Source organism: Reyranella sp., assembly GCF_044224635.1.
GTDB lineage: Bacteria > Pseudomonadota > Alphaproteobacteria > Reyranellales > Reyranellaceae > Reyranella.
In genome coordinates, this window is the sequence record NZ_JBGAKA010000001.1 from 123,815 (window position 1) to 142,886 (window position 19,072).

Here is a 19,072-nt window from a genome sequence, read left to right on the forward strand (position 1 = left end):
CTGTCGCCCGGAAGACCTTCTCCCACCTGGCGCCCAGCCTCTGGACCCTATGCCTCAGCCCGCCCAAGATCGCCGAGCACGGAGGAAAGCCAATGAGCGCGAACGGATTCAAGGCAGCGGGATTCCCGTGGCGCCTCTATTGCGGCCGCGAGGTCCTGGAGGAGAATCTCCGGGATGCGGTGAGCCGCGCCGGCGCCAAGCGCGCCTTCGTCATCTGCTCGCCCTCGATCACCCGGCGGACGGATACCGTCGCGCGCATCGCCGCCGCCCTGGGCGACCTCCACGCCGGCGTGTTCGATGCCGTCGAGAACGATGCCACCTACGCCTCGGTGCGGGCGGGCACCGAAGCGGCCGTCGCGGCAGGTGCCGATCTGCTGATCGCGGTCGGCGGCGGCAGCGTCATCATGGCGGCGCGCGGCGTCGCCATCTTCGTGGCCGAGCCGGGCGACCCGTTCCAGATCATGACGCAGTATCCGGAAGGCCGGCCAGCCTACAGCCCGCGCCTGATGGCCGCCAAGCCGCCGATCATCAACGTGCCGACGACACCGAACAGCGCGATGAATCGGGCGGGAACGGCGCTCAAGAATCCCGACCTCGATCATCGCATGGAGTATTTCGATCCCAAGACGCGCCCCCACTCGATCTTTCTCGACGAGCAGGCGCTGCTCGCCACGCCGCCGCACCTGATCCGCTCGACGGCGGCGACGGTGTTCGCGGGCTCGGTTGCCGCGAAGGGCCAGCTCGATTCCAACCCGTTGGTCGAGGGCGACGACGACCAGGCGTTCCGGCTGGCCTATCGCGCCTGCCGGCGCCTGCCCGACGAGCCGCACAATGCTGCCCTGCTGATCGATCTCGGCATCGCCGCCTTCCTGCGCAACCGCGCCGAGGACGACGGGATGAGCAGGCTCCTGCGCGGCCGGACCTTCGCCGGCAACTATGCGATCTCGACGGCAATCCACATTCGCTATCCGCGGATCGGTCAGGGCGAATCGACCTCGGCCATCCATGCGGCCCGGATCAGGCTGTCGGACACGGTCGACCCGCCGGCGGCGGAGAAAGTGGCGAGGGCGCTCGAAGTCTGGCGCGACGGCATGGCGGCGCGCGACGCCGCGCTCGCGGTGGCTGACCGGCTCGACGGGCTCTACACGAGGCTCGGCATGCCGACGCGCGTGCGTCAGCTCGACATTCCGCGCGAGGATTTCCCGAAGCTCGCCGCCGAGACGGTGAAGAACTTCAACGCCAATGCCGGCGTCCGCTCGCGGGACGCCCAGATCGCCGACGCGCTTCGGCTGCTCGACGCGGCCTACTGACGGGCGGGGAGATATGGATGGGACCGCTGGCCGGCCTGCGAATCGTCGAGCTCGGGGGGATCGGGCCCGGTCCTTTCGCGTCCATGCTGCTCTCCGAGATGGGCGCCGACGTGCTGCGCATCGCCCGTCGGCGGGCCGACGGCATCAACCGTCGGCGGGCCGACGGCGTCAAGGGGCTCGAGGCGCGCCACCAGCTGCTCAATCGGGGCCGCCGCGCCGTCGCGATGGACCTGAAGAACCGGCGCGCCATCGACGCGGTCGAGCGACTGATCGCGCGCTCGACGCCGTCATCGAAGGCTTCCGGCCCGGCGTCGCGGAGCGCCTGGGGATCGGCCCGGACGAATGCCTGCGGCTCAACCCGAAGCTGGTCTATGGCCTGGTGCGAGATCATGACGGGTGCCGAGGTCTGCGTCGCGCCGGTGCTGTCGATGGCCGAGGCGCCGCAGCATCCGCACATGAAGGCGCGCGGCACCTTCCTCGAGCTGGACGGTGTCGTCCAGCCGGCACCCGCGCCGCGCTTCAGCCGCACCCGGCCGGAGATCCGGCATTCCGCCGGATCGGCCGGGCAACAGGCCGACGATGCGCTCGGCGATTGGGGTTTCAGCCCCGCCGAGGTCGCGGCGCTGCGCGCCTGCGGTGCCCTCGTCTGACATGCAAGGGAGTGCAAGCGTGATGACCGGACCCCTCGGCGGCCTGCGCATCCTCGACCTCACCACCGTCCAGATGGGGCCCTGGTGCACCCGCATCGTCGCCGACCTGGGCGCCGAGGTGATCAAGGTCGAGGCGCCGGAGGGCGATTCCAGCCGCTATGGCGCCAACGCCCGCAACCGCGGCATGAGCGGCGGCTTCCAGCACAACGCGCGCGGCAAGCGATCGATCGTGCTCGATCTCAAGCAGGCCGAGGCGCGGGAGGCGATCCTGCGCCTGGCGGGCGGCGCAGACGCCTTCGTCTCCAATATCCGGCCGGCCGCTCTCGAGCGACTGGGGCTCGGCTACGAGGCGGTTCGCGCCGCCAACGCCTCGATCGTCTATCTCGGGATGGTGGGATACGGCAGCGGCGGCCGCTATGCCGGGCGGCCGGCCTACGACGACCTGATCCAGGCGGCCTCGGCGATCCCGATGCTGCTGCAGCGCTCGACCGGGGAGCCGCGCTTCATCCCGATGGCGGCCATCGACCGCATCGTCGGCACGGCGGCGGCCAACGCCTTGCTGGCCGGGCTGCTGGCCAAGGCGCGCTCGGGCATCGGCCAGAAGATCGAGGTGCCGATGTTCGAGACGATGGTGCAGTTCGTGCTGTCCGAGCACATGCAGGGCGCGACCTTCGATCCGCCGACCAGCGCGCCGGGCTATGCCCGCACCTTGTCGCGCTCGCGCCGGCCCTATGCGACCCAGGATGGCTTCCTGGCGGTGCTGCCCTACAATGACGGCCAGTGGCGGCGTTTCTTCCAGGCGGTCGGCAAGGGACACATCTTCGTTGACGATCCGCGCTTCGCCGACATCACGGCCCGCACCGCGAACATCGATGCCCTGTACGACATGATCGCCGACGAGCTGAAGACCCGGCCGACCGCCAACTGGCTGAAGCTCCTGCACGACGCCGACATCCCCTGCATGGTGCCGCATACGCTGGAGACGCTGCTGGAGGACCCGCACCTCCAGGATCGCGACTTCTTCCAGTTCCGCGAGCACCCGTCCGAGGGCCGGATCCGGACCATGCGCGAGCCCAGCACCTGGTCGGAGACGCCGCCGCCGACCGATCGATTTGCACCCCGACTCGGCCAACATACGATCGAAATCCTGGCCGAGGCAGGGTACAGCCAGGCGGAGATCGACGGGATGGCCGCCAAGCGCATCGCTTTCCCCGAGCGCCGCGGCTGAGCCCGGACGACCAAGAGCGAAACGAAACGAGGAAACGATGACGGACACCGACGATCTTCTGGTGCGGCGCGAGGGCGGCGTCCTGGTGCTGACCTTCAATCGCCCGGCCCAACGCAATGCCCTGACCCAGGAGATGCAGGCCCGGCTCGGCGAGGAGCTCGCGGCGGCCGAGCTCGATCGCGAGGTCGGCTGCGTCCTGCTGACCGGCGCGGACGGCGCCTTCTGCGCCGGCGGCGACGTGAAGAACATGGCGCGCGGCCATGCCGCCGGCCAGCCGATCGACCAGCTCCGGCGCATGGAAGCGCAGCGCCAGTCGCAGCGGCGGACGTCGCTGCGGCTGTTCGAGATGGGCAAGCCGACGATCGCCGCCCTGCCCGGCGCCGCCGCCGGTGCCGGCCTGTCGATGGCGCTCGCCTGCGACATGCGCATCGCCGCCGAGACGGCGATCATGAGCACGGCCTTCGTGAAGATCGGCCTGTCGGGCGACTACGGCGGCACGTACCTCCTTACCCAACTGGTCGGCCCGGCCAAGGCCCGCGAGCTCTACCTGCTGGGCGACCGCATCGACATGAAGGAGGCCCTGCGGCTCGGGCTGGTGAACTGGGTCGTGCCGGCCGCCGAGCTCGCGGCCAAGGCGATGGAGATCGCCCAACGCCTGGCGACAGGCCCGCGCCTCGCCCACCGTCACATCAAGGACAATCTCAATCGGGCGATGAATGCCAGCTTCGCCGAATGCCTCGACACCGAAAGCGCCAACCTGATGCAGCTCCGCGAGACCGAGGATCATAAGGAAGCCGCTCGCGCCTTCGCCGAGAAGCGGCCGCCCAGGTTCACCGGACGTTGACGTCGCCGACCTGATCGAGCTCGGCCTGTTGGAGCGAGGCGAGAAGGGACGTCGCTGCACGACCGTGAAGGGTCGATCGGCCATGTCGGGGCTGGCGGCACGTTGCAGGTCGGCCCGCGCAGCGCCGGAGCCGCTCCGGGGCCGGTCGCCTATGGCCAGGGCGGCACGGAACCCACGGTGACGGATGCCAATCTCGTGCTGGGCTATCTCGACAAGGACAACTTCCTCGGTGGCGCGCACAAGCTCGACCGCGACGGCGCCCTGGCTTGTCCAAGCAGCGCGACGAGGTGCTGACCGCTCGAACCGCACTTCCCTGACAACCAGTTCCTGGCTGTCCGCTCGCTCGCGCCGGTCCGGGACCAGGATCGCGGTCGGTCTTCCGAACGTTGAGCTGGCCGGACCCGAGGCGCGTCCGGGAGAGCACCACGGGCTCGCGCTCGACGCCTTTCGCTTCGAAAGCCTGGAACACCTCTTCGAAATGGCAATGGGAGTTCCTAGCCGCTACGCTTCAGTCGCTTTGACTTGGCGTACTCGAGCGCAAGAACCTCAAACGCCTTGTCCAATACTTGAGCCCCCCGCTTGCGCGAGACTTGGGAATAGAACCTGAACCCACTCGCGAGCAGTTCGTGCTCGAAGGCATGAACCCGGGCCAGCAAGAAGTCCCGGCTGTCACGATCCAGTCCGAGGCTTACGATGAACCGCGCCATATCCGGGTATTCGCAAAGCGGTCGTTGCACAAGAAACTGCAACGGATCGGGTATTGGCATGTCCCTCTTGCGCGTTGCCATCGAGCTCTCCTCTTGAGTCAGATACTCTTTAGATTGCAATCTTCACTATAGATGCTACTAATCAAGCGTGCAAGGAACCCCGGAGGCACGAATGGCACGCAAGGCACAAAGGGTTGGCGCAAAGCGACATAGATTCCGGGTCGCAGATTTTTCGGGCGAGTATTCATTTCGCTTCCAGGGCTTTGGACGCCGGTTAGCTCCTGGCAAGAATGCGTTCCATCTAATTGGCATCGGCCGCCTTACCTTGGACGGCGCGGGCCATCTGACAGGCGGCCAGGTCTCGACGATCTGCCCTATTACCGGCGGCATGGATGGAATGGATCACGGCGCCTTCGGGAGCCGGAGATTCGATCTGGTCGGCACCTATTCGATCAATTCCTATGGAGTCGGAACCGTAACGATCGATTTCAAGTTTCATGGCACGGTCGTCAACAAGGATACATTCGCCGTCGTCGCGACCAGCAACTCAGGCGCCTCATTTTGGCTGATTTCGACCGCTCCTCAGACTGGTGGAGGCGCACCTGTTGAAGAGCTTGTGAGCGGTGAGGCAATACGGCTTGCCTAGGACCGGCGAAGCTACGCAGGGGCGCCGACAATCTCCGACGCGTCCCGCGCATCCTGCGTGTCATGCCCTTCACGTATGACAGCGCGAATTGACCTGACGAGGCTGGCCGCGCCCTGACCGCCCCGCCGGACGAGCAACCTGTGCAGGCTGACAGCGGCTCGCAGGTGAAGACAAACCGCATCCATCCTGGACGCGATCGTAATCGCCGTTCGGAAATCCGCCTCGGCATGGTCAAACCGGTCCATCATCGCCCAGAACTCGCCGCGCAGGCGCACCAGTTCCGGCTGGAAGAACAATTCCTCGGGATTGATCGTTAGGGCGCGCTCGATGGCCTGCATTGCCTGCGTCGGATCACCCTTCAACGCGTGGGCTTCCGCAAGCCAAGCGACGTAGCGGGTCATCGCCACGCGTGACCCGGTCGCGGTCATGGCGCCAAGGCCCCGACTAATGTGATCGATTCCTTCCGACGTACTCCCCAGCCCGGCCTGTGCGCGGCCCAGCGCGATGCGAGAGATCGCTGCGAATTGCGGGAACTGGTGGCTTTCTGCCATTTCCAGCGACTGTCGGGCGAGACCGTCGGCTCTGGCGTCGTCGCGCAGAAGGACGGCAAGCACCGCGGCCATCGACTTCGAAAACGTCACGTCATAGGGGCTGTTACTAGCGGCGACTTTGACCGCGTGGGCCATCCGACGTCGTGCCTCGTCAGCATGTCCCAGCGTCCAAGCGTTGAGACTGGCATTGCCGAAGGCCTGCGCAGCCGCACCGGGGCGCCGCATGAAGCTCGCTTGCGCAAACAGCGGCTGGCCTTGGCGAAAATGCTCCTCGGCGCCGACTAGGTCGCCCCGGCGATGGCGCGATGTCATCTGGATCATGTGCGCGTTGGCTAGGCTGTCTTCGCTACCTTGGTGTCTGGCCAGGGCCAGGAACTGGTCGGCAATCTGGCTCGCCGCAACGTACTTGCCCGCGCTTGACGCCGCCGCCCACTGGGACGCGACTTGCGGCATCGATTGCTCGACGCCGCCAATGCGATCGACCAGCTGCTTCGCCTGCTCGATGGCTTCGGCAGTCCTCGACGCCGAGTAACCCCGGGTCAGGTGAAGCACGTAGACGTAGTCGTTCTGCAGCCTGACCTGCTGCAAGTCGCGGTCTCGGGTATGCGGTTGCGCCAGGAGATTGGACAGGGCCTGCTGATACGCCTCCTCCGCTTCGCGGTATGCACCGCGCGCTTCAGCGACGGTCGCCACGGTTTGCCAGGCCGGGACGGCGCGATCGTTCCGCGCCGCAGCGGAATAGTGCCGCGCAATGATTTCCGGATGCGCGGTCGCCATGGCCTGGAACGCCTCGAGGATGATGTCGGCTGCGCGTTCATGCAGGTCGCGGCGGCGACTGCGGAGGAGCGTTTCGTAAGCAGAGTCCCTTATCAGCGAGTGACGGAACGTCATGACATTCCCAGCCGAGGTTTCCTTGACGCTCAGGACATCCGCGGCAACGAGACGGTCGAGCAGCGGGCTGAGGTCACCGACCGGACGTGCGGCCACGGCAGCGAGAAGCGGCAGTGAAAAATCGTCACCGATCACAGCGGCGATCTGGGCGACCTCGCGTGCCGGCCCCAGTCTATCGAGGCGGGCGTTGAGCGATGCCGCGATCGTCTCGGGAATCTCGCTTCGGCCGCTTATCCCTGGACGTGCTTCAATCAGGCGCGCGAGTTCCTCGGCGAACAGGGGGACGCCCGACGCACGGTTCACGATCGTCTCGACGACGTCTTCGGCGAGGAGCGCGTCCGCCGTAGCACCCTGTGCGATCTCACGAATCTCGTCCCGGCCCAGGCGCTCCAGGACGATTTGCTCCGGTGCGGCACCCTTCTGCCAGGACACTCGAAATCCCGACCGAGCGGTGGCGACCACAAGCAACGGCGCATCCTGTACACGTGTGGCCAGCAGCTCGAGTAGCTCCAGCGTCGACGGATCCGCCCAATGCAGATCCTCAAGGATGAGTACGACGGGTCGGCGTCTCGCGCCGGCGATCACCCAATCCAAGAGTGCACGAAGCTGCAGGTTCCGACGTTTGATGGCCTGCGAGGCAAGTGGCCCGCCGCCGATGCGCACTGACGCAAGCAGGTCCGCAATCACATCCGCAGCGTCGGCCAACTCGACCTTGGCCGAAGCAAGCATCCGACCCAGACGCCGCCTGGTCTCGTCCGGCTGGACGTCCGCCGTGCTTCCGATCAGGCGTTCCAGGAGGCGGACGATTGGATAAAGAGGCGTGCTGCTGAACAGATCCGAACACGACGCCGCGAGCCAGACATGCCCCTGACCCGAAGTCCGCGCTCGGAATTCCCCGACCAGCCGGGATTTGCCAAGGCCCGCCTCGCCCGTGACGACCACGAACTGCCCGCTGCCGCTTCGCGCGCGATCCCAGAGCTCCAGAAGTGTACCCAGCTCGCGTTGTCGGCCTACGAAACGCGTCGCCGGGGGAGCATGCAGTACCTGACGAATCGGGCTGCCGCGGCGCGCGAGACGGTGAAGCCGGATCGGCCTTTCGATGCCCCTCAGAGTGTGCTCGCCTAAAGGCTCAGTCACGATGCGGCCGGCCAGAGATCGGAAGACTGTATCGGTCATCACGATACTGTCGATTTCGGCGACGCTCTGGACGCGTGCGGCGATGTTCGGTGCCTCGCCGTAAACGTCACCAGAGCGGCTGATTACCACCTCGCCGGCGTGCAAGCCGATGCGGACGCCCAGCAATTCTTGGCCACCTTCAGCGCCGCCGTGGTTTTGGGCTGCAATCCGGTCGAGGATGGTGCGGCCGGCCAGGACGGCCCGCTCGCCGTCGTTCTCGTGGGCTACCGGCCAGCCGAAGTAGGCAATCACACCGTCGCCGAGATACTTGGCGACAAACCCGCCCAACGCGGCGACCGCGTCCGCCACGATGTGATGATATTCGGCCAGAAGGTCCCGCCATTCCTCAGGGTCGAGTCGGCCAGCGATCTCGGTTGAGGAAGCGACGTCAGAGAACATCAGCACGACGCGGCGACGTTCGCCGCCTTCCCGCTCCGGTGTTGCACCAGCCGTGCCAAATGCGGGAGCGGCGACGCCCGTTGGCGTGCCGCAGTTTCCGCAGAACCGATTGTTCGCCGGATTCGGGGTGCCACAGCTTGAGCAGACCAGCGATGCGGCCATAGCCGCGACTATAGCTGCCGGCCGCTGCCCTTGCGACCCGGGTAGGCCGCCGCTTTGACCGCGCCTACCTGGCGGAGCGTAAGTCAGGCGCCTACGGCACCATCCGGGAGCTGGCTGCGGCTGAGAAAATCAACTCATCCTATGAGAACCTCGAACTTTTCAGCGCGAACACAGGGCCGGCCCCGAGCGCGAGGGTCTTCAGCCAGTTGCCTTCGACGTCGGCCTGGTCGCCCTCCATCACAATGCGGTCGACACCGCGCGATCGAGAAGCTCAGGATGGTTTGTCGCGCAGATGACAACACAGTGGCTTGCTGGCGCAACCGAGTCTCGACGGATCAGGCCGTGAGGCCATTCCGCCGCTTCCCTGTCGAGGTCCTTCAGGCCTCGTCCGATCGTGCTGCGTGCGATGCCAGTAAGCTGGGTCGCTGAGCACGATGCAGGCGCCGCCGGCGGCGCGCAGGCGGGCGCACAGGGCATCGGCGTCGGCGCGGCTTTTCGCCGAGATGAGCGCGTGTTCAGGCGTGGTTCGAAATGAGGAATTCGGCATGCCTGATGCCGATCAGCACACTCGACGGATCGCTGGTCACGCCGTGCAGGAGGCTGGTGGCCGCCGCCACGTCGCTCGCGCCGGCCCACACCGTGCCGTGCTCCACCTGCTCCTGCACGTAGGCGAGGCTCACGGCCACCTTGCCCATCAGGGTCGTGATGTCCGGGCCGGCGGCGGTGTCCTGCGCCCCGCTCATGATGTTGACCAGCACCGAACCGACGAACTGGCCGGCCGCCAGTGTCGCCCGCACCTGACCGGTCCAGTAGGCGAGGCCACCTGCATCCGGCGAGCGATTGAACAGATTGTCATACACCGTGTCGAGGAAGGCGGAGATCTGCGCATCGCTGGCCCCGAACGGGTTGGCTAGGAAAGGATAAAGTGCCCTGGCCTCGCTGCTGATGCCGAACGAGCTCGCGATGTTCGCGAACAGCGCCGCCGGCCCCTGGACCGGCAGGCTGCGGTTGAACTCACCGACCCAGAAGCCGAAGCCCCCCGCATCCGCGGCGCGGCCGAAGAAAGCGATATAGGTCGAGGCGATCTGCTGCTCGGCGGACAGCGAAACGAGCCCGAGCGTCGATGTCGCATCCCCGCTCATCACCGGCACCACCTGGACCGTCACCACGCCGTCGCTGGTCGGTCCCGCGCCCGACGCGACCCGGTAGGCGAAGCTGTCGATGCCGGAGGAGCCCGCCGTCGGCGTGTAGGAGAAGCCGCCGTTGGCCGCCAGCTGCAGGGTGCCGTGGAGCGGCGCCGCCTGCAGCGAGACCGTCGCGCCGGCCGACACATCGTCGTTGGCCAGCACGCCCAGCGTCGCCGCAATCGACAGCGCCTCGCCTTGCAGGACGACATAGGAATCGTCGTGGGCGACGACGCTGAACGGCGACAACGGCGGCAGGCCGGTCGGCGTGAACGCCGTGCCGCTCGCGACATCGAAGCCGAAGGCGCTGGTCTGTACCGTGCCGCCGATGCTCGCCGGCCCACTAGTGATGAGCTCGATGCGCGAATAGTCGAGCTCGACCGTATAGGCGCGGTCGCTTTCCTCCGTGACCCGCTTCACCAGCACGTTCGACAGCGTGAGGTCATAGACCGCGATATCGTTGGCGAGGCCTTCCAGCCTGACGCCCTTGAGATGCGTTCCCGCCGCCGCCCGCTGCAGCAGACCGGTCAGGCCGGTATCCTGGTCGAAGGTCACGCTGAGCGTTCCGAACGTCGGCGCACCGGTCCCGGCAGCCCGCGATGTCTTCAGCTCCTGGCCGACCACGGTGAACCAGCCGGCATGGCCCGGGTCGGTCGAGCCGCCGTCGACGCCGTCGACGACCAGGAAGAGGCGCCCGGGAACCGTCTCCGCCACCACCGGCTCCGCGCCGTCGCCGGGCACGCTCACGGTCGTGCCGACCAGGGTATCCCAGCCAAAGCTGCCGGTCGTCACCGGCACCGACTGTCCGGCCAGTCCGGTGGTCGTGACCTCGATCTGCCGATATCCCAGGGTGAGCTTGTAGCCGCTGAACACCAGGTCCTCGACGACGAGGACCGAAACGTCGCCGAGGTCGAGCCTGACGGCGTCGTGCGGCGGGCCGTTTTCGGCTGGCACCATCAGGCTCGCCGCCGGCACGTGCTGGCCGCTCGCCAGCAGCGACAGAAAGCGCGCCAGGCCGGTATCGTGGGTGACCTGGAGCGTCAGCGGGCCAAAGGTGGGAACGCCTGCGCCGCCGCCGCCGAAGCTCACGGCCGTCCCGCTCTGCGTCGCCTCGAAGCTGTAGCTGAACACCGGCAAGGCGCCGGGATGGTCCGCGTCGGTGACGTCGCCGGACACGCCGCTCACGATCAGATGCGAGCGCGCGAAGCTGCTCGGTCGTGGCGTGCCGTCGCCCGGTGCGCTGCCGGGCGCGAGTGATGGCAGGCCGGTGGGCGTGAAGGCCGTCCCGGTCGCCCGGTCGAAGCCGATGGCGCCGGTCTGCACGACGGCCCCAAAGTTGTTCTGGCCGCGGGTGATCAGCTCGAAGCTGGCATAATCGAACGCGACGGAGTCGCGGTTGTAGGCTTCGCTGACGCGACGTACGATCACGTCGGACAGGGTGAGATCGTACAGAGCCAGCGGATTGGCGCCCGCCGACATTCCTTCCAGGCGCACGCCGCGCAGATGCGTCCCGCTGGCGAGGATGTGCTGCAGGGCGGGCAGGCCGCCCAGTTGAGCGAGGTTGACGGACAAGGTCTCGAAGTCCATGGCGCCGGCGGCGGTGCGCGACCAGTCGATTGAGAACTCGCTGACGTCGAACCAGCCCGGGTGGCGCACATCGGTCGAGCCGCCGTCGATGCCGTCGACCAGGAGGAAATAGGTCAACGGCGGCAACCCGGGCGCAGTCGCCTCCGCGCCGTCGCCGATCGCGTCTGCGGGGATTGCGGCGAGCGTGTTCCAGCCGAACGTGCCCTCGGTGGCCGGTGTGCCCGTCGCGGTCCGTGCGGTGGTGGTGACGTCGAACTCCTTGTAGCCGAGTGTCACCCGATAGAACGCGTTGCCAAAATCCCAGGTCTCCACCGCGGTGACGGTGACGTCCTCGAGGTCGAGCTTGTAGACGTCGAGGGGCTGTGCGCCGGGCATGCGGGCCGTCAGGGTGGCGCCGCTGACAGTCTGTCCGCTGATCAGCAGCGACAGGACTCTTGCCAGCGCGGCGTCGTTGGTCACGGTGACGACGAGCGGCGCGAAGCTCGAGACGCCGGCCGATCCGCCGCCGACCGCCGCCGCCGTCTGGGTCGCCTTGAACTCGTAGCCCGCCACCGTCAGCGCGCCGGGATGGCTGATGTCCGTTGAATTGCCCGCGACGCCATCGAGGGCCAGGAAGTAGGTGTACTCGACGAAGCCCGTCGTGCCCTCGCCCGGCGCGTTGCCGGGCGCGAGCGCCGGCGCAGGCGAGACCGGCGGGGCGTTGGTGACACGGTCTAAAGCGAAAGCGCTGGTCTCCACGCCGACGCCGCCGACCTCGCCCCGCGTGCTGAGCTCGATCGTGCGGTAGTCGAGCGTCAGGGACTCGCCGGGGAAGCTGGAATCGTGCGTCGCCTGGACCACGACGTCAGAGAGCCTGAGGTCGTAGACCGCCGTCCCTGCCGTCGTGACGCCCTGCAGCCGCACGCCCTTCAGGTGCGTGCCGTCGGAGGTCCGGCGCAGCAGCTCGGTGAGGCCGCTGTACGGGAAGAGGCTGACCTCGAGCGGCCCGAACGTCGGCTGTCCGCCGGCGCCGCCCGACGCGGCGGTCGCCGACCACGGGGCGGACGCGTCGAAGAAGAAGCCGGCGACCTCGAACCAGCCCTTGTGCGCCGGATCGCTCGAGCCGCCATCGACGCCGTCGACCAGCAGGAAATAGCGATCCGGCAGGGTTGCCGCGACGACGGGCTCCGCGCCGTCGCCGATGGCGTTGGTCGGGGCGTTGGCGGCGCGATCCCAGCCGAAGCTCTCGGGCGTGATCAGGCCACCGTCCGTGCGGCCGTTGGTCGTGAGGTCGAACGCGCGGTAGTCCAGCGTCAACCAATAGCCGGGCCCCGACAGATCGCGGACGCGGGTGACGACCAAATCCTCGAGGTCGAGCGTGAAGACATCGTACGGCGCAAGCCCGGTCGTGCGGGCCGTCAGCGTCGCGCCGGTGACAGGCGCGCCGCTCGCCAGCAGCGCCAGCGCGGCCGCGAGCCCGGTATCCTCCGCCACCGACACGAAGAGCGGGGCGAACTGACCCGCGCTCGCCGATCCGCCGCCGACCGCGCTCGCCGGCTGGGTGACCTCGAAATCGTAAGACGTCACGGCGAGCGCACCCGGGTGGCTGCCGCCCGTCACGCTGCCCGAGACGCCGTGCAGCGCGAGGGTGTAGGTCAACGCATGTCCGGGCACGTATCCTGTCACAGCCTGTCTCCCTCGCGAACGCCCTGTACTCGCACGGACGCCACAACGAAGGGCCTACGCGCTCCGCGGCCGGAGCAACTTGCAGCCGCGCCCTCTCATTACGACAGGGACTTCAGGGACCGGCCAACGAAATCGCACCCAGCGTCGCACGACCAGGCGTCGATCAGGCGGTCGTTGCCGTCGTTCGCGCGGTCGGCGTGTGCATCGGGTAGCTCAGAGGATACGATCGCTCCCCCAGATGGCGGGTTAGGGACAGCCAGGACCACCTCCGCACGCCTGTTGTGACCCAGCGTCAACAGATGTTGGACCAGGCTGTCCGATCTGCCAAATTTGCTTGTCGGCAATCGGGGGGAAGCGGATATGGCGCGCTTCGACAACAAGGTAGTGCTCGTGAGCTCCTACAGCAGCAACTCCAATCGGGTTCTGGGCGTGTCGCACCTTGCACAGTTCGACGGCGACGAAGCCGACGGCCTCATCTCGTACCTGCTGTCCGGACGATGGGGTCGCTCCACGATCCGCGCAGGCCATCAGCGCTACGGGCAGTTTTGACTTAGACGCCTTCATTGCGGCAGTTCGAAACCCAAGGTCGGAGGCCCAATCACGGCACCTGATCGCTCGCTACCGAGCGCAGCGAAAGATTTCTCGAATTCGCCACGGTCAGTGACAGCAAGATGAAAGATGACCCTGATCTCTCCCTGGAAGTTGTCATCTTGCTCGTTCTTGCGATCTTTATGCTCCTTTTTGGCTTTCTTCTATTCAAGATCCAAGCTGGCGCACTGCCATACAATCCGGACAGCACATACGGCCTTTTCCTGGTCATTGTCTCATTTCAGGTCGTGACACTGGGCAAGAGCCCGTTCGGCGATCTCCGCCGCTCATGGCTGCTCATCGTAATTGGAACATGCGCAGCGATCCTCGGGATGACCGCGTGCTTCATCCCCGGCTCCGTCGAGGGCGTCGTTCGCATATCGGTCGGCCTGATCCTCTTGGGCGGCGGTCTCAGCCTTCTGATGCAGCTGCTCACCTCGCGGCAGAGGGCAAGGCTGTGGATGAGAGTTGGCGGGATATTGCGACAGCTGACGGCGGCCTGTGCTTTCGTCTACGCGCTGACAACCATCCTGGGCGCGATAACGCTGTTCCCCGCAATTGCGACAGGTAGGCAGACCGCAGTGCTTCTCGTCCTCTATGGAGCTGGTTTTGCCTATCTGTCGTGGTGCATCTGGAAGACCGGACGTTCTTATCCGCTCGAAGCGCACACGCGAGAAAGCGAACGCCCCGATCCGGCGAGGTGGTTTGGCGTCTTTCGGGAGGCCTCTCTGCCTCTGTCGGTGGCCATACTGATTCTGTTGGGAATCCTCCTCACCCTTCTCGGCTTGCTGCTCTTTCCTGTGAATCTTGGCCTGCTAGCCTTCTCTCCGGATGGTCAGCTTGGTCTGTTGCTGACGGTCATGGCCATCCAGATGATGTCGTTGGGTGACACGCCGCTGGGACAATTGAGGCGCTCGTGGTCTCTGATAGTCGTCGGGCTCGCGTTCGCTGCACTGGGTGTCGTCTCATCGGTCGTCCCAGGGCTTCTGACAGGAGTGATCCAGATATTCGTCGGGCTCTTGAATGTCATTGGCGGAGGGGCATCTCTGATCCAACGGTACCTCCCGATGCGGCATCCAGGCGGGACGCCGTCAACGACACCGGTCGGCGTTCCTTCCGGTGTCAGGAAAATGGCGGTCACTCAGTCGGCGCTGAATTGTGTGGCAATAGCATTCGGTATTTCCATGCTCGTGCCGGATCTCATTCCAGCCCTGCTCGTTGCAGGAGTGCTCGTCGTCAACGGGCTCCTTCTCTTCAGATTAGCCTCTGTCCTCAATACTCAGATTCGACCAACGTAGGGGCCGTACTCCACAGGGTAATCCTTGCAACGGTATCCGATCGAGCGCTTCATCGCGATAGCCGCCCAATCCGAGAATGCAGCCGAGCATACCGATCACGAAAGTGTTGATCGGGTTGAGGGCAAGCGCCGTCCGGGTCTCGGCGATCGGACCGCATTCTCGAACTCCTCAGGGCCCCGAGAGCCTCCACGTGATCCAGACCACCGGACGCTGATCAGCGATCCGGCGCAGACCTCGCAGCACAAGCTGCGTCTTGCCAATACCGCCTGTCCCCTCCACCAGCACTCTCCGGCTCGTCACCAATCGATGGCCCGAAAACCCGCAGGCAGGTCAGTCCCGTACGCCGGTTCAGCGTCTTGCGACCGGCTGGCCGGAGATCTCGTCTGCGGTGACGAGTTCGTCTATTTCGGGTTTAGGAATCAGATCAAATTCTGACCTGGAGGGGCCGACATTCAGGAACATGCCGACGATCGGCGACGCCAACCGCCGCGATCTCCTTCAGGCAGGCGCGGCAATAGCAGTCGCCCTCGCTCGTTCACCGTATGATGACAAAAGGCCGCGATTTCGTGCCGCGGGGCGAACGAATCGCGATCTTCGACGATGATGGGATGCTCTGGTCCGAGCAGCCGATATACTTCTAGGGAATTTTCGTCGATGTCCGCATCAAAGCGCTGGCCTCGCAACATCCGGAGAGGCATGGAAGGAATGGCGCATTGATGGCAGCAACACATGTGCCGATGACGATGGACGAGTTTGCCGGCACCATCTCCAATGGGCTGTCGAGGGTTGTCCATCTCCAGCGCTGACCGACGGACCTCCGGCACCACTCACCGGGGGCGATCTGCGTCAGCACAAACTTGGGACGACTCATGGATATTCAACTGCAAGGCAATATCGATCAGGATTACTTCAGCGTTGCTGGTGACCTAAAGCAGCAGCCGATGCTTGGACGATTCATCGGCAACCGCCCGTCGCGCGCCGAGCGCTTCGCGCTGGGCAAGGAACTGCGCAAGAAGGTTCCGCGCGAGAGCCATGCCTCGTGGCGCGCGCCCAAGGATCGGATGGATCCGATCGGAATTCTCGAGAAGCAGAACGGCACGCGGGTGCAAAAGCTCGTCCCGCTGCGGAATGCCCGCATGCTCTCGTCGCCCTTTGGCTTCCTGCGGGGCTCAGCTTCCGTCATGGCCGCCGATCTTGCCGGAACGCCGGCAACCGGCCTCATCGTCGCCGCGTGTGGCGACATGCATGTGGCCAATTTCGGCGTCCATGCCTCGGCCGAGCGCCACCTCGTGTTCGCGATCAACGACTTTGACGAAGTGCATCCGGGTCCCTGGGAGTGGGACCTGAAACGGTTGGCCGCGAGCGCTGCCGTCGCAGTGGCCTTCCTGGGCGGAAAGCGCGCCGATGCCGAAGACGCCGTGCACGCCGCGGTCTCCCGTTATCGCAAGCGCATGCGCCGCTACGCGGACATGCCGTTCCTCGACGTGTGGTATGACCGCATCGACGATCGCCGGATCATCGATACCTGTCCGCCCAGGCTGAGGCAGCGGACCGAGCAGATATTCAACAAGGCTCGTACCAAGGGCCACATGCGCGCTCTCGACCGACTGACTGAGGAAGTCGATGGTCAGCAACGCATCATCGAAGACGTCCCTGTCATTGTGCGCGAGACGCATCGGGAGGATGGCACGCCGATCGCTGTCGCCCTGGACCGTGCGTTGCGCGGCTACTTCGATTCCCTGTCCGATGACCGCAAGCGCCTCATCTCGCGTTATCGCATTGTCGACGTTGCCCGGAAAGTCGTGGGAGTGGGCAGCGTCGGAACGTCTTGCTGGGTTATCTATCTCGAAGGGCTGGACAGCGACGACCCTCTCTTCCTGCAGGTCAAGCAGGCGACCGCGTCCGTGCTGGCGCCCTATTCGCCGACTGTTCTGCCGATCACCAATCAGGGACAGCGGGTGGTGGCGGGACAGCGGCTCATCCAAGGATCTCCGGACATCTTCCTGGGCTGGGGAGAGGACGATGGCGCGTTCTTCTACGTCCGTCAGCTTGCTGACATGAAAGGTGGCCTGCGATTCGCTGAAGGCCAGGCCGACAGCTTGGACGGCTTCACCGAGTACTGCGATCTCTGCGGTTGGGCGCTTGCCCTGGCGCACGCCAAGTCTGGAGATGCTGCGATGATCGCGGGCTACGCCGGGAGGAGTCAGGCGCTGGACGATGCGGTTGCCAGGTTCGCGCTCGCTTACCTTCGGCAAACCGAGAAGGACCATGGTGCCATGGAAGCAGCACGTCGATCGGGACGCCTGCAGGCGGATGCAAGCCCGCGTTTTTGACGCGTCCAACCCGAGATGTCGGTCCCCCAAGCAGAGAACTTCGTGAAAAGGAGACAGGTCATGCGTTTCAGTTGCGGGAATCCCGAACCGCTGATAGCCCATTCAGGCATTCGAGCGACCCGCCGGAATTTCGGGCTTGGACTTGGCAGCGCGTTCGCGCTACCGGGGCTTGCGGTATTGAGCACGATGGCTCGGGGGCAGCCGGCGGCGGCCGCGCTCTCGCCTCAAATTCGCACCCTGCATGCTGCCATCGACGCCGACGCTCCACGACTGATCGAAATCTTCAAGGATATTTCACGCCAATCCTGAATTGGGGTTCATGGAGACCCGAACGGCAGGCATCGTGGAGCGCGAGTTGAAGACGAACGGCTTCAAGGTGCGCTCCGGAGTCGGCAAGACCGGCGTTGTCGGCGTTCTGGAGAACGGTCCGGGGCCGATCGTGATGCTCCGTGCTGACATGGACTGCAACGCCGTCGAAGAAACGACCGGACTTCCCTACGCGAGCAAAAAGCGCGTCACGCGCACGACTTCAGATGGTCGTCCGGAAGAAGTGCCGGTGATGCATGCCTGCGGGCACGACGCGCATACGACCTGGCTCATCGGGCTCGCCAAGGCGATGGCGGCCAACCAGTCGGCCTGGAAGGGCACGCTGGTGCTGGTCGCGCAGCCTGCCGAGGAGCTGATCGAGGGCGCCCGGGCCATGGTGCAGGACGGCCTCTATTCGCAGGGCGTTCCGAAACCGGATTACCTTTTGGCTCTGCATACTGCCGCGTTTCCGACCGGCGCGGTCATCAGCCAGCCCGGCGACCACTACGCGGGCACCGATCAGCTCGACGTGACGTTCTATGGGGTCGGCGGCCACGGCTCGATGCCGCATCTGGCCAAGGATCCGGTGCTGATGGCAGCGGCGGCGGTCATGGAATACCAGGTTATCATCAGCTGCACGGCGAGCATTGCGCATGCTCGCGCCGCGGCGGCGGTCATGGAATACCAGGTTATCATCAGCCGGGGGATCGACGCGCAGAAGGCAGCGGTTCTTACCGTTGGCTCCGTCCAGGCCAGCACTGACAACAACGTGATCCCGGGCACGGCGCTCGTGAAGGTCAACCTGCGCTGGTACGACGAGGCGGACCGCAGGATCATGCTGGACGGCATCGAGCGCATCAACCGCTCGATCGCCGCGGCCTATGCGATGCCGGAAAGCAGGTATCCCACCACGCTACGCAAGGGTTGGAGCTATCCGCAAAGAAACGACCCGCAGATGGTAGCGAAGCTCAACCCGGTCCTCAAGCGCATGCTGGGCGACGACAAGGTCTGGACTATCCCACCGCAAATGGGCTCGGAGGACTTCCATCACCTCGTCCTCGACAACGAGAAGAAGCAGTACCACTACATCCAGGTCGGCACAGCGAAGCCGGAGCATTTCGCCAAAGCTCAGAAAGAGGGCAAGCTGGTTCCGTACAACAATCACAACGCGGACTATCAGGTCGATCTCGACGCTATTGCCGTTGGCGCCAAAATCGGAGCGGCGTCGCTTGTCACGCTTCTGGCGGCCTAGTAGCTGTGCACAGAGATACAGCGACACCCACCGCCGCCAAGGCCGACGTCGCCGTTCGCGAGTCTTCGCCAGAACACAAAGTGTCGACCATAGCGGAAGAAGTATCCTTCGACACCAAAAGCCCCGGGCACCGGCCTCGACGCGACTGCGCCAGTATCGATCTTCTCGAGTGCTTCGAGCAGGCCTCTTACATCGCGCTCCGCCTGCTCGCTCCCCCATCGATCTCGGGTGTAGCGATAGATCTCGTTGAGGCGATGGGCCGCCGCCGTTTGAAAGCGAACGACGGCCATTCGTC

Annotated in this window: 15 protein-coding genes and 1 pseudogene; 11 read left to right on the forward strand and 5 right to left on the reverse strand. The window is 65.6% G+C overall.

The window, feature by feature from the left end:
- Positions 1 to 92: 92 nt before the first annotated feature.
- The 5 genes and pseudogenes from ACILR9_RS00560 to ACILR9_RS00580 all read left to right on the forward strand — a co-directional run bounded on the left by ACILR9_RS00560 (position 93) and on the right by ACILR9_RS00580 (position 4,326).
- On the forward strand, positions 93 to 1,310 hold the full coding sequence (locus tag ACILR9_RS00560) for an iron-containing alcohol dehydrogenase (RefSeq protein ID WP_395707923.1): 1,218 nt from the start codon (positions 93 to 95) through the stop codon (positions 1,308 to 1,310).
- Between the two features lie 17 nt (positions 1,311 to 1,327).
- Positions 1,328 to 1,960 (forward strand): annotated as a pseudogene (locus ACILR9_RS00565) (CoA transferase).
- 22 nt (positions 1,961 to 1,982) lie between these two features.
- Entirely contained in the window at positions 1,983 to 3,188 is a 1,206-nt protein-coding gene (locus tag ACILR9_RS00570; protein WP_395707924.1) for a CaiB/BaiF CoA transferase family protein, read from the forward strand.
- Between the two features lie 37 nt (positions 3,189 to 3,225).
- Positions 3,226 to 4,032: an enoyl-CoA hydratase gene (locus ACILR9_RS00575; protein ID WP_395707925.1), complete on the forward strand. Its 807-nt coding sequence runs from the start codon at positions 3,226 to 3,228 to the stop codon at positions 4,030 to 4,032.
- Positions 4,033 to 4,107: 75 nt separating this feature from the next.
- Entirely contained in the window at positions 4,108 to 4,326 is a 219-nt protein-coding gene (locus ACILR9_RS00580) for a hydantoinase/oxoprolinase family protein (protein WP_395708174.1), read from the forward strand.
- Positions 4,327 to 4,526: 200 nt separating this feature from the next.
- On the opposite strand, the gene ACILR9_RS00585 is transcribed toward ACILR9_RS00580, so the two are convergent.
- The gene (locus tag ACILR9_RS00585) at positions 4,527 to 4,820 is read right to left on the reverse strand and encodes a hypothetical protein (protein ID WP_395707926.1); all 294 of its coding nucleotides are present in this window, start codon (positions 4,818 to 4,820) and stop codon (positions 4,527 to 4,529) included.
- A gap of 91 nt (positions 4,821 to 4,911) precedes the next feature.
- Here ACILR9_RS00585 and ACILR9_RS00590 point away from each other — a divergent pair, with 91 nt between their 5' ends.
- Positions 4,912 to 5,385: a hypothetical protein gene (locus ACILR9_RS00590; protein WP_395707927.1), complete on the forward strand. Its 474-nt coding sequence runs from the start codon at positions 4,912 to 4,914 to the stop codon at positions 5,383 to 5,385.
- Positions 5,386 to 5,396: 11 nt separating this feature from the next.
- On the opposite strand, the gene ACILR9_RS00595 is transcribed toward ACILR9_RS00590, so the two are convergent.
- Both ACILR9_RS00595 and ACILR9_RS00600 read right to left on the reverse strand, forming a co-directional pair.
- Positions 5,397 to 8,564, reverse strand: coding sequence for an AAA family ATPase (locus ACILR9_RS00595; protein ID WP_395707928.1), 3,168 nt, complete (start codon positions 8,562 to 8,564; stop codon positions 5,397 to 5,399).
- A 515-nt stretch (positions 8,565 to 9,079) separates the two neighbouring features.
- On the reverse strand, positions 9,080 to 12,973 hold the full coding sequence (locus tag ACILR9_RS00600) for a type VI secretion system tube protein Hcp (protein WP_395707929.1): 3,894 nt from the start codon (positions 12,971 to 12,973) through the stop codon (positions 9,080 to 9,082).
- Positions 12,974 to 13,360: 387 nt separating this feature from the next.
- Here ACILR9_RS00600 and ACILR9_RS00605 point away from each other — a divergent pair, with 387 nt between their 5' ends.
- Complete coding sequence (locus tag ACILR9_RS00605) at positions 13,361 to 13,549, forward strand: hypothetical protein (protein WP_395707930.1); 189 nt, start codon at positions 13,361 to 13,363, stop codon at positions 13,547 to 13,549.
- Positions 13,550 to 13,671: 122 nt separating this feature from the next.
- Positions 13,672 to 14,886, forward strand: coding sequence for a hypothetical protein (locus ACILR9_RS00610; protein WP_395707931.1), 1,215 nt, complete (start codon positions 13,672 to 13,674; stop codon positions 14,884 to 14,886).
- A 348-nt stretch (positions 14,887 to 15,234) separates the two neighbouring features.
- Here ACILR9_RS00610 and ACILR9_RS00615 read toward each other — a convergent pair whose 3' ends face one another.
- Positions 15,235 to 15,369, reverse strand: coding sequence for a hypothetical protein (locus tag ACILR9_RS00615; RefSeq protein WP_395707932.1), 135 nt, complete (start codon positions 15,367 to 15,369; stop codon positions 15,235 to 15,237).
- A gap of 386 nt (positions 15,370 to 15,755) precedes the next feature.
- On the opposite strand from ACILR9_RS00615, the gene ACILR9_RS00620 reads away from it, so the two are divergent.
- From ACILR9_RS00620 to ACILR9_RS00630, 3 genes are read left to right on the forward strand one after another with little or no spacing between them, the layout of a single operon-like run.
- Positions 15,756 to 17,219 carry a DUF2252 domain-containing protein gene (locus ACILR9_RS00620; RefSeq protein WP_395707933.1) on the forward strand — a complete coding sequence of 488 codons (1,464 nt, stop codon included), beginning with the start codon at positions 15,756 to 15,758 and terminating at the stop codon, positions 17,217 to 17,219.
- A 60-nt stretch (positions 17,220 to 17,279) separates the two neighbouring features.
- Entirely contained in the window at positions 17,280 to 17,528 is a 249-nt protein-coding gene (locus ACILR9_RS00625) for a hypothetical protein (RefSeq protein ID WP_395707934.1), read from the forward strand.
- Between the two features lie 10 nt (positions 17,529 to 17,538).
- Complete coding sequence (locus tag ACILR9_RS00630) at positions 17,539 to 18,777, forward strand: M20/M25/M40 family metallo-hydrolase (protein ID WP_395707935.1); 1,239 nt, start codon at positions 17,539 to 17,541, stop codon at positions 18,775 to 18,777.
- Here ACILR9_RS00630 and ACILR9_RS00635 read toward each other — a convergent pair.
- Positions 18,774 to 19,067: a type II toxin-antitoxin system RelE/ParE family toxin gene (locus tag ACILR9_RS00635; RefSeq protein ID WP_395707936.1), complete on the reverse strand. Its 294-nt coding sequence runs from the start codon at positions 19,065 to 19,067 to the stop codon at positions 18,774 to 18,776. The genes ACILR9_RS00630 and ACILR9_RS00635 overlap by 4 nt on opposite strands.
- Positions 19,068 to 19,072: the final 5 nt, after the last annotated feature.

What these genes read in the sequence shown, in the direction of transcription:
- ACILR9_RS00575 (WP_395707925.1), top strand. Translation starts at nt 3,226, where the DNA reads ATGACGGACACCGACGATCTTCTGGTGCGGCGCGAGGGCGGCGTCCTG.
- ACILR9_RS00620 (WP_395707933.1), top strand. Translation starts at nt 15,756, where the DNA reads ATGGATATTCAACTGCAAGGCAATATCGATCAGGATTACTTCAGCGTT.
- ACILR9_RS00590 (WP_395707927.1), top strand. Translation starts at nt 4,912, where the DNA reads ATGGCACGCAAGGCACAAAGGGTTGGCGCAAAGCGACATAGATTCCGG.
- ACILR9_RS00625 (WP_395707934.1), top strand. Translation starts at nt 17,280, where the DNA reads ATGCGTTTCAGTTGCGGGAATCCCGAACCGCTGATAGCCCATTCAGGC.
- ACILR9_RS00585 (WP_395707926.1), bottom strand. Translation starts at nt 4,820, where the DNA reads ATGGCAACGCGCAAGAGGGACATGCCAATACCCGATCCGTTGCAGTTT.
- ACILR9_RS00630 (WP_395707935.1), top strand. Translation starts at nt 17,539, where the DNA reads ATGGAGACCCGAACGGCAGGCATCGTGGAGCGCGAGTTGAAGACGAAC.
- ACILR9_RS00605 (WP_395707930.1), top strand. Translation starts at nt 13,361, where the DNA reads ATGGCGCGCTTCGACAACAAGGTAGTGCTCGTGAGCTCCTACAGCAGC.
- ACILR9_RS00560 (WP_395707923.1), top strand. Translation starts at nt 93, where the DNA reads ATGAGCGCGAACGGATTCAAGGCAGCGGGATTCCCGTGGCGCCTCTAT.
- ACILR9_RS00570 (WP_395707924.1), top strand. Translation starts at nt 1,983, where the DNA reads ATGACCGGACCCCTCGGCGGCCTGCGCATCCTCGACCTCACCACCGTC.
- ACILR9_RS00610 (WP_395707931.1), top strand. Translation starts at nt 13,672, where the DNA reads ATGAAAGATGACCCTGATCTCTCCCTGGAAGTTGTCATCTTGCTCGTT.
- ACILR9_RS00595 (WP_395707928.1), bottom strand. Translation starts at nt 8,564, where the DNA reads ATGGCCGCATCGCTGGTCTGCTCAAGCTGTGGCACCCCGAATCCGGCG.
- ACILR9_RS00635 (WP_395707936.1), bottom strand. Translation starts at nt 19,067, where the DNA reads ATGGCCGTCGTTCGCTTTCAAACGGCGGCGGCCCATCGCCTCAACGAG.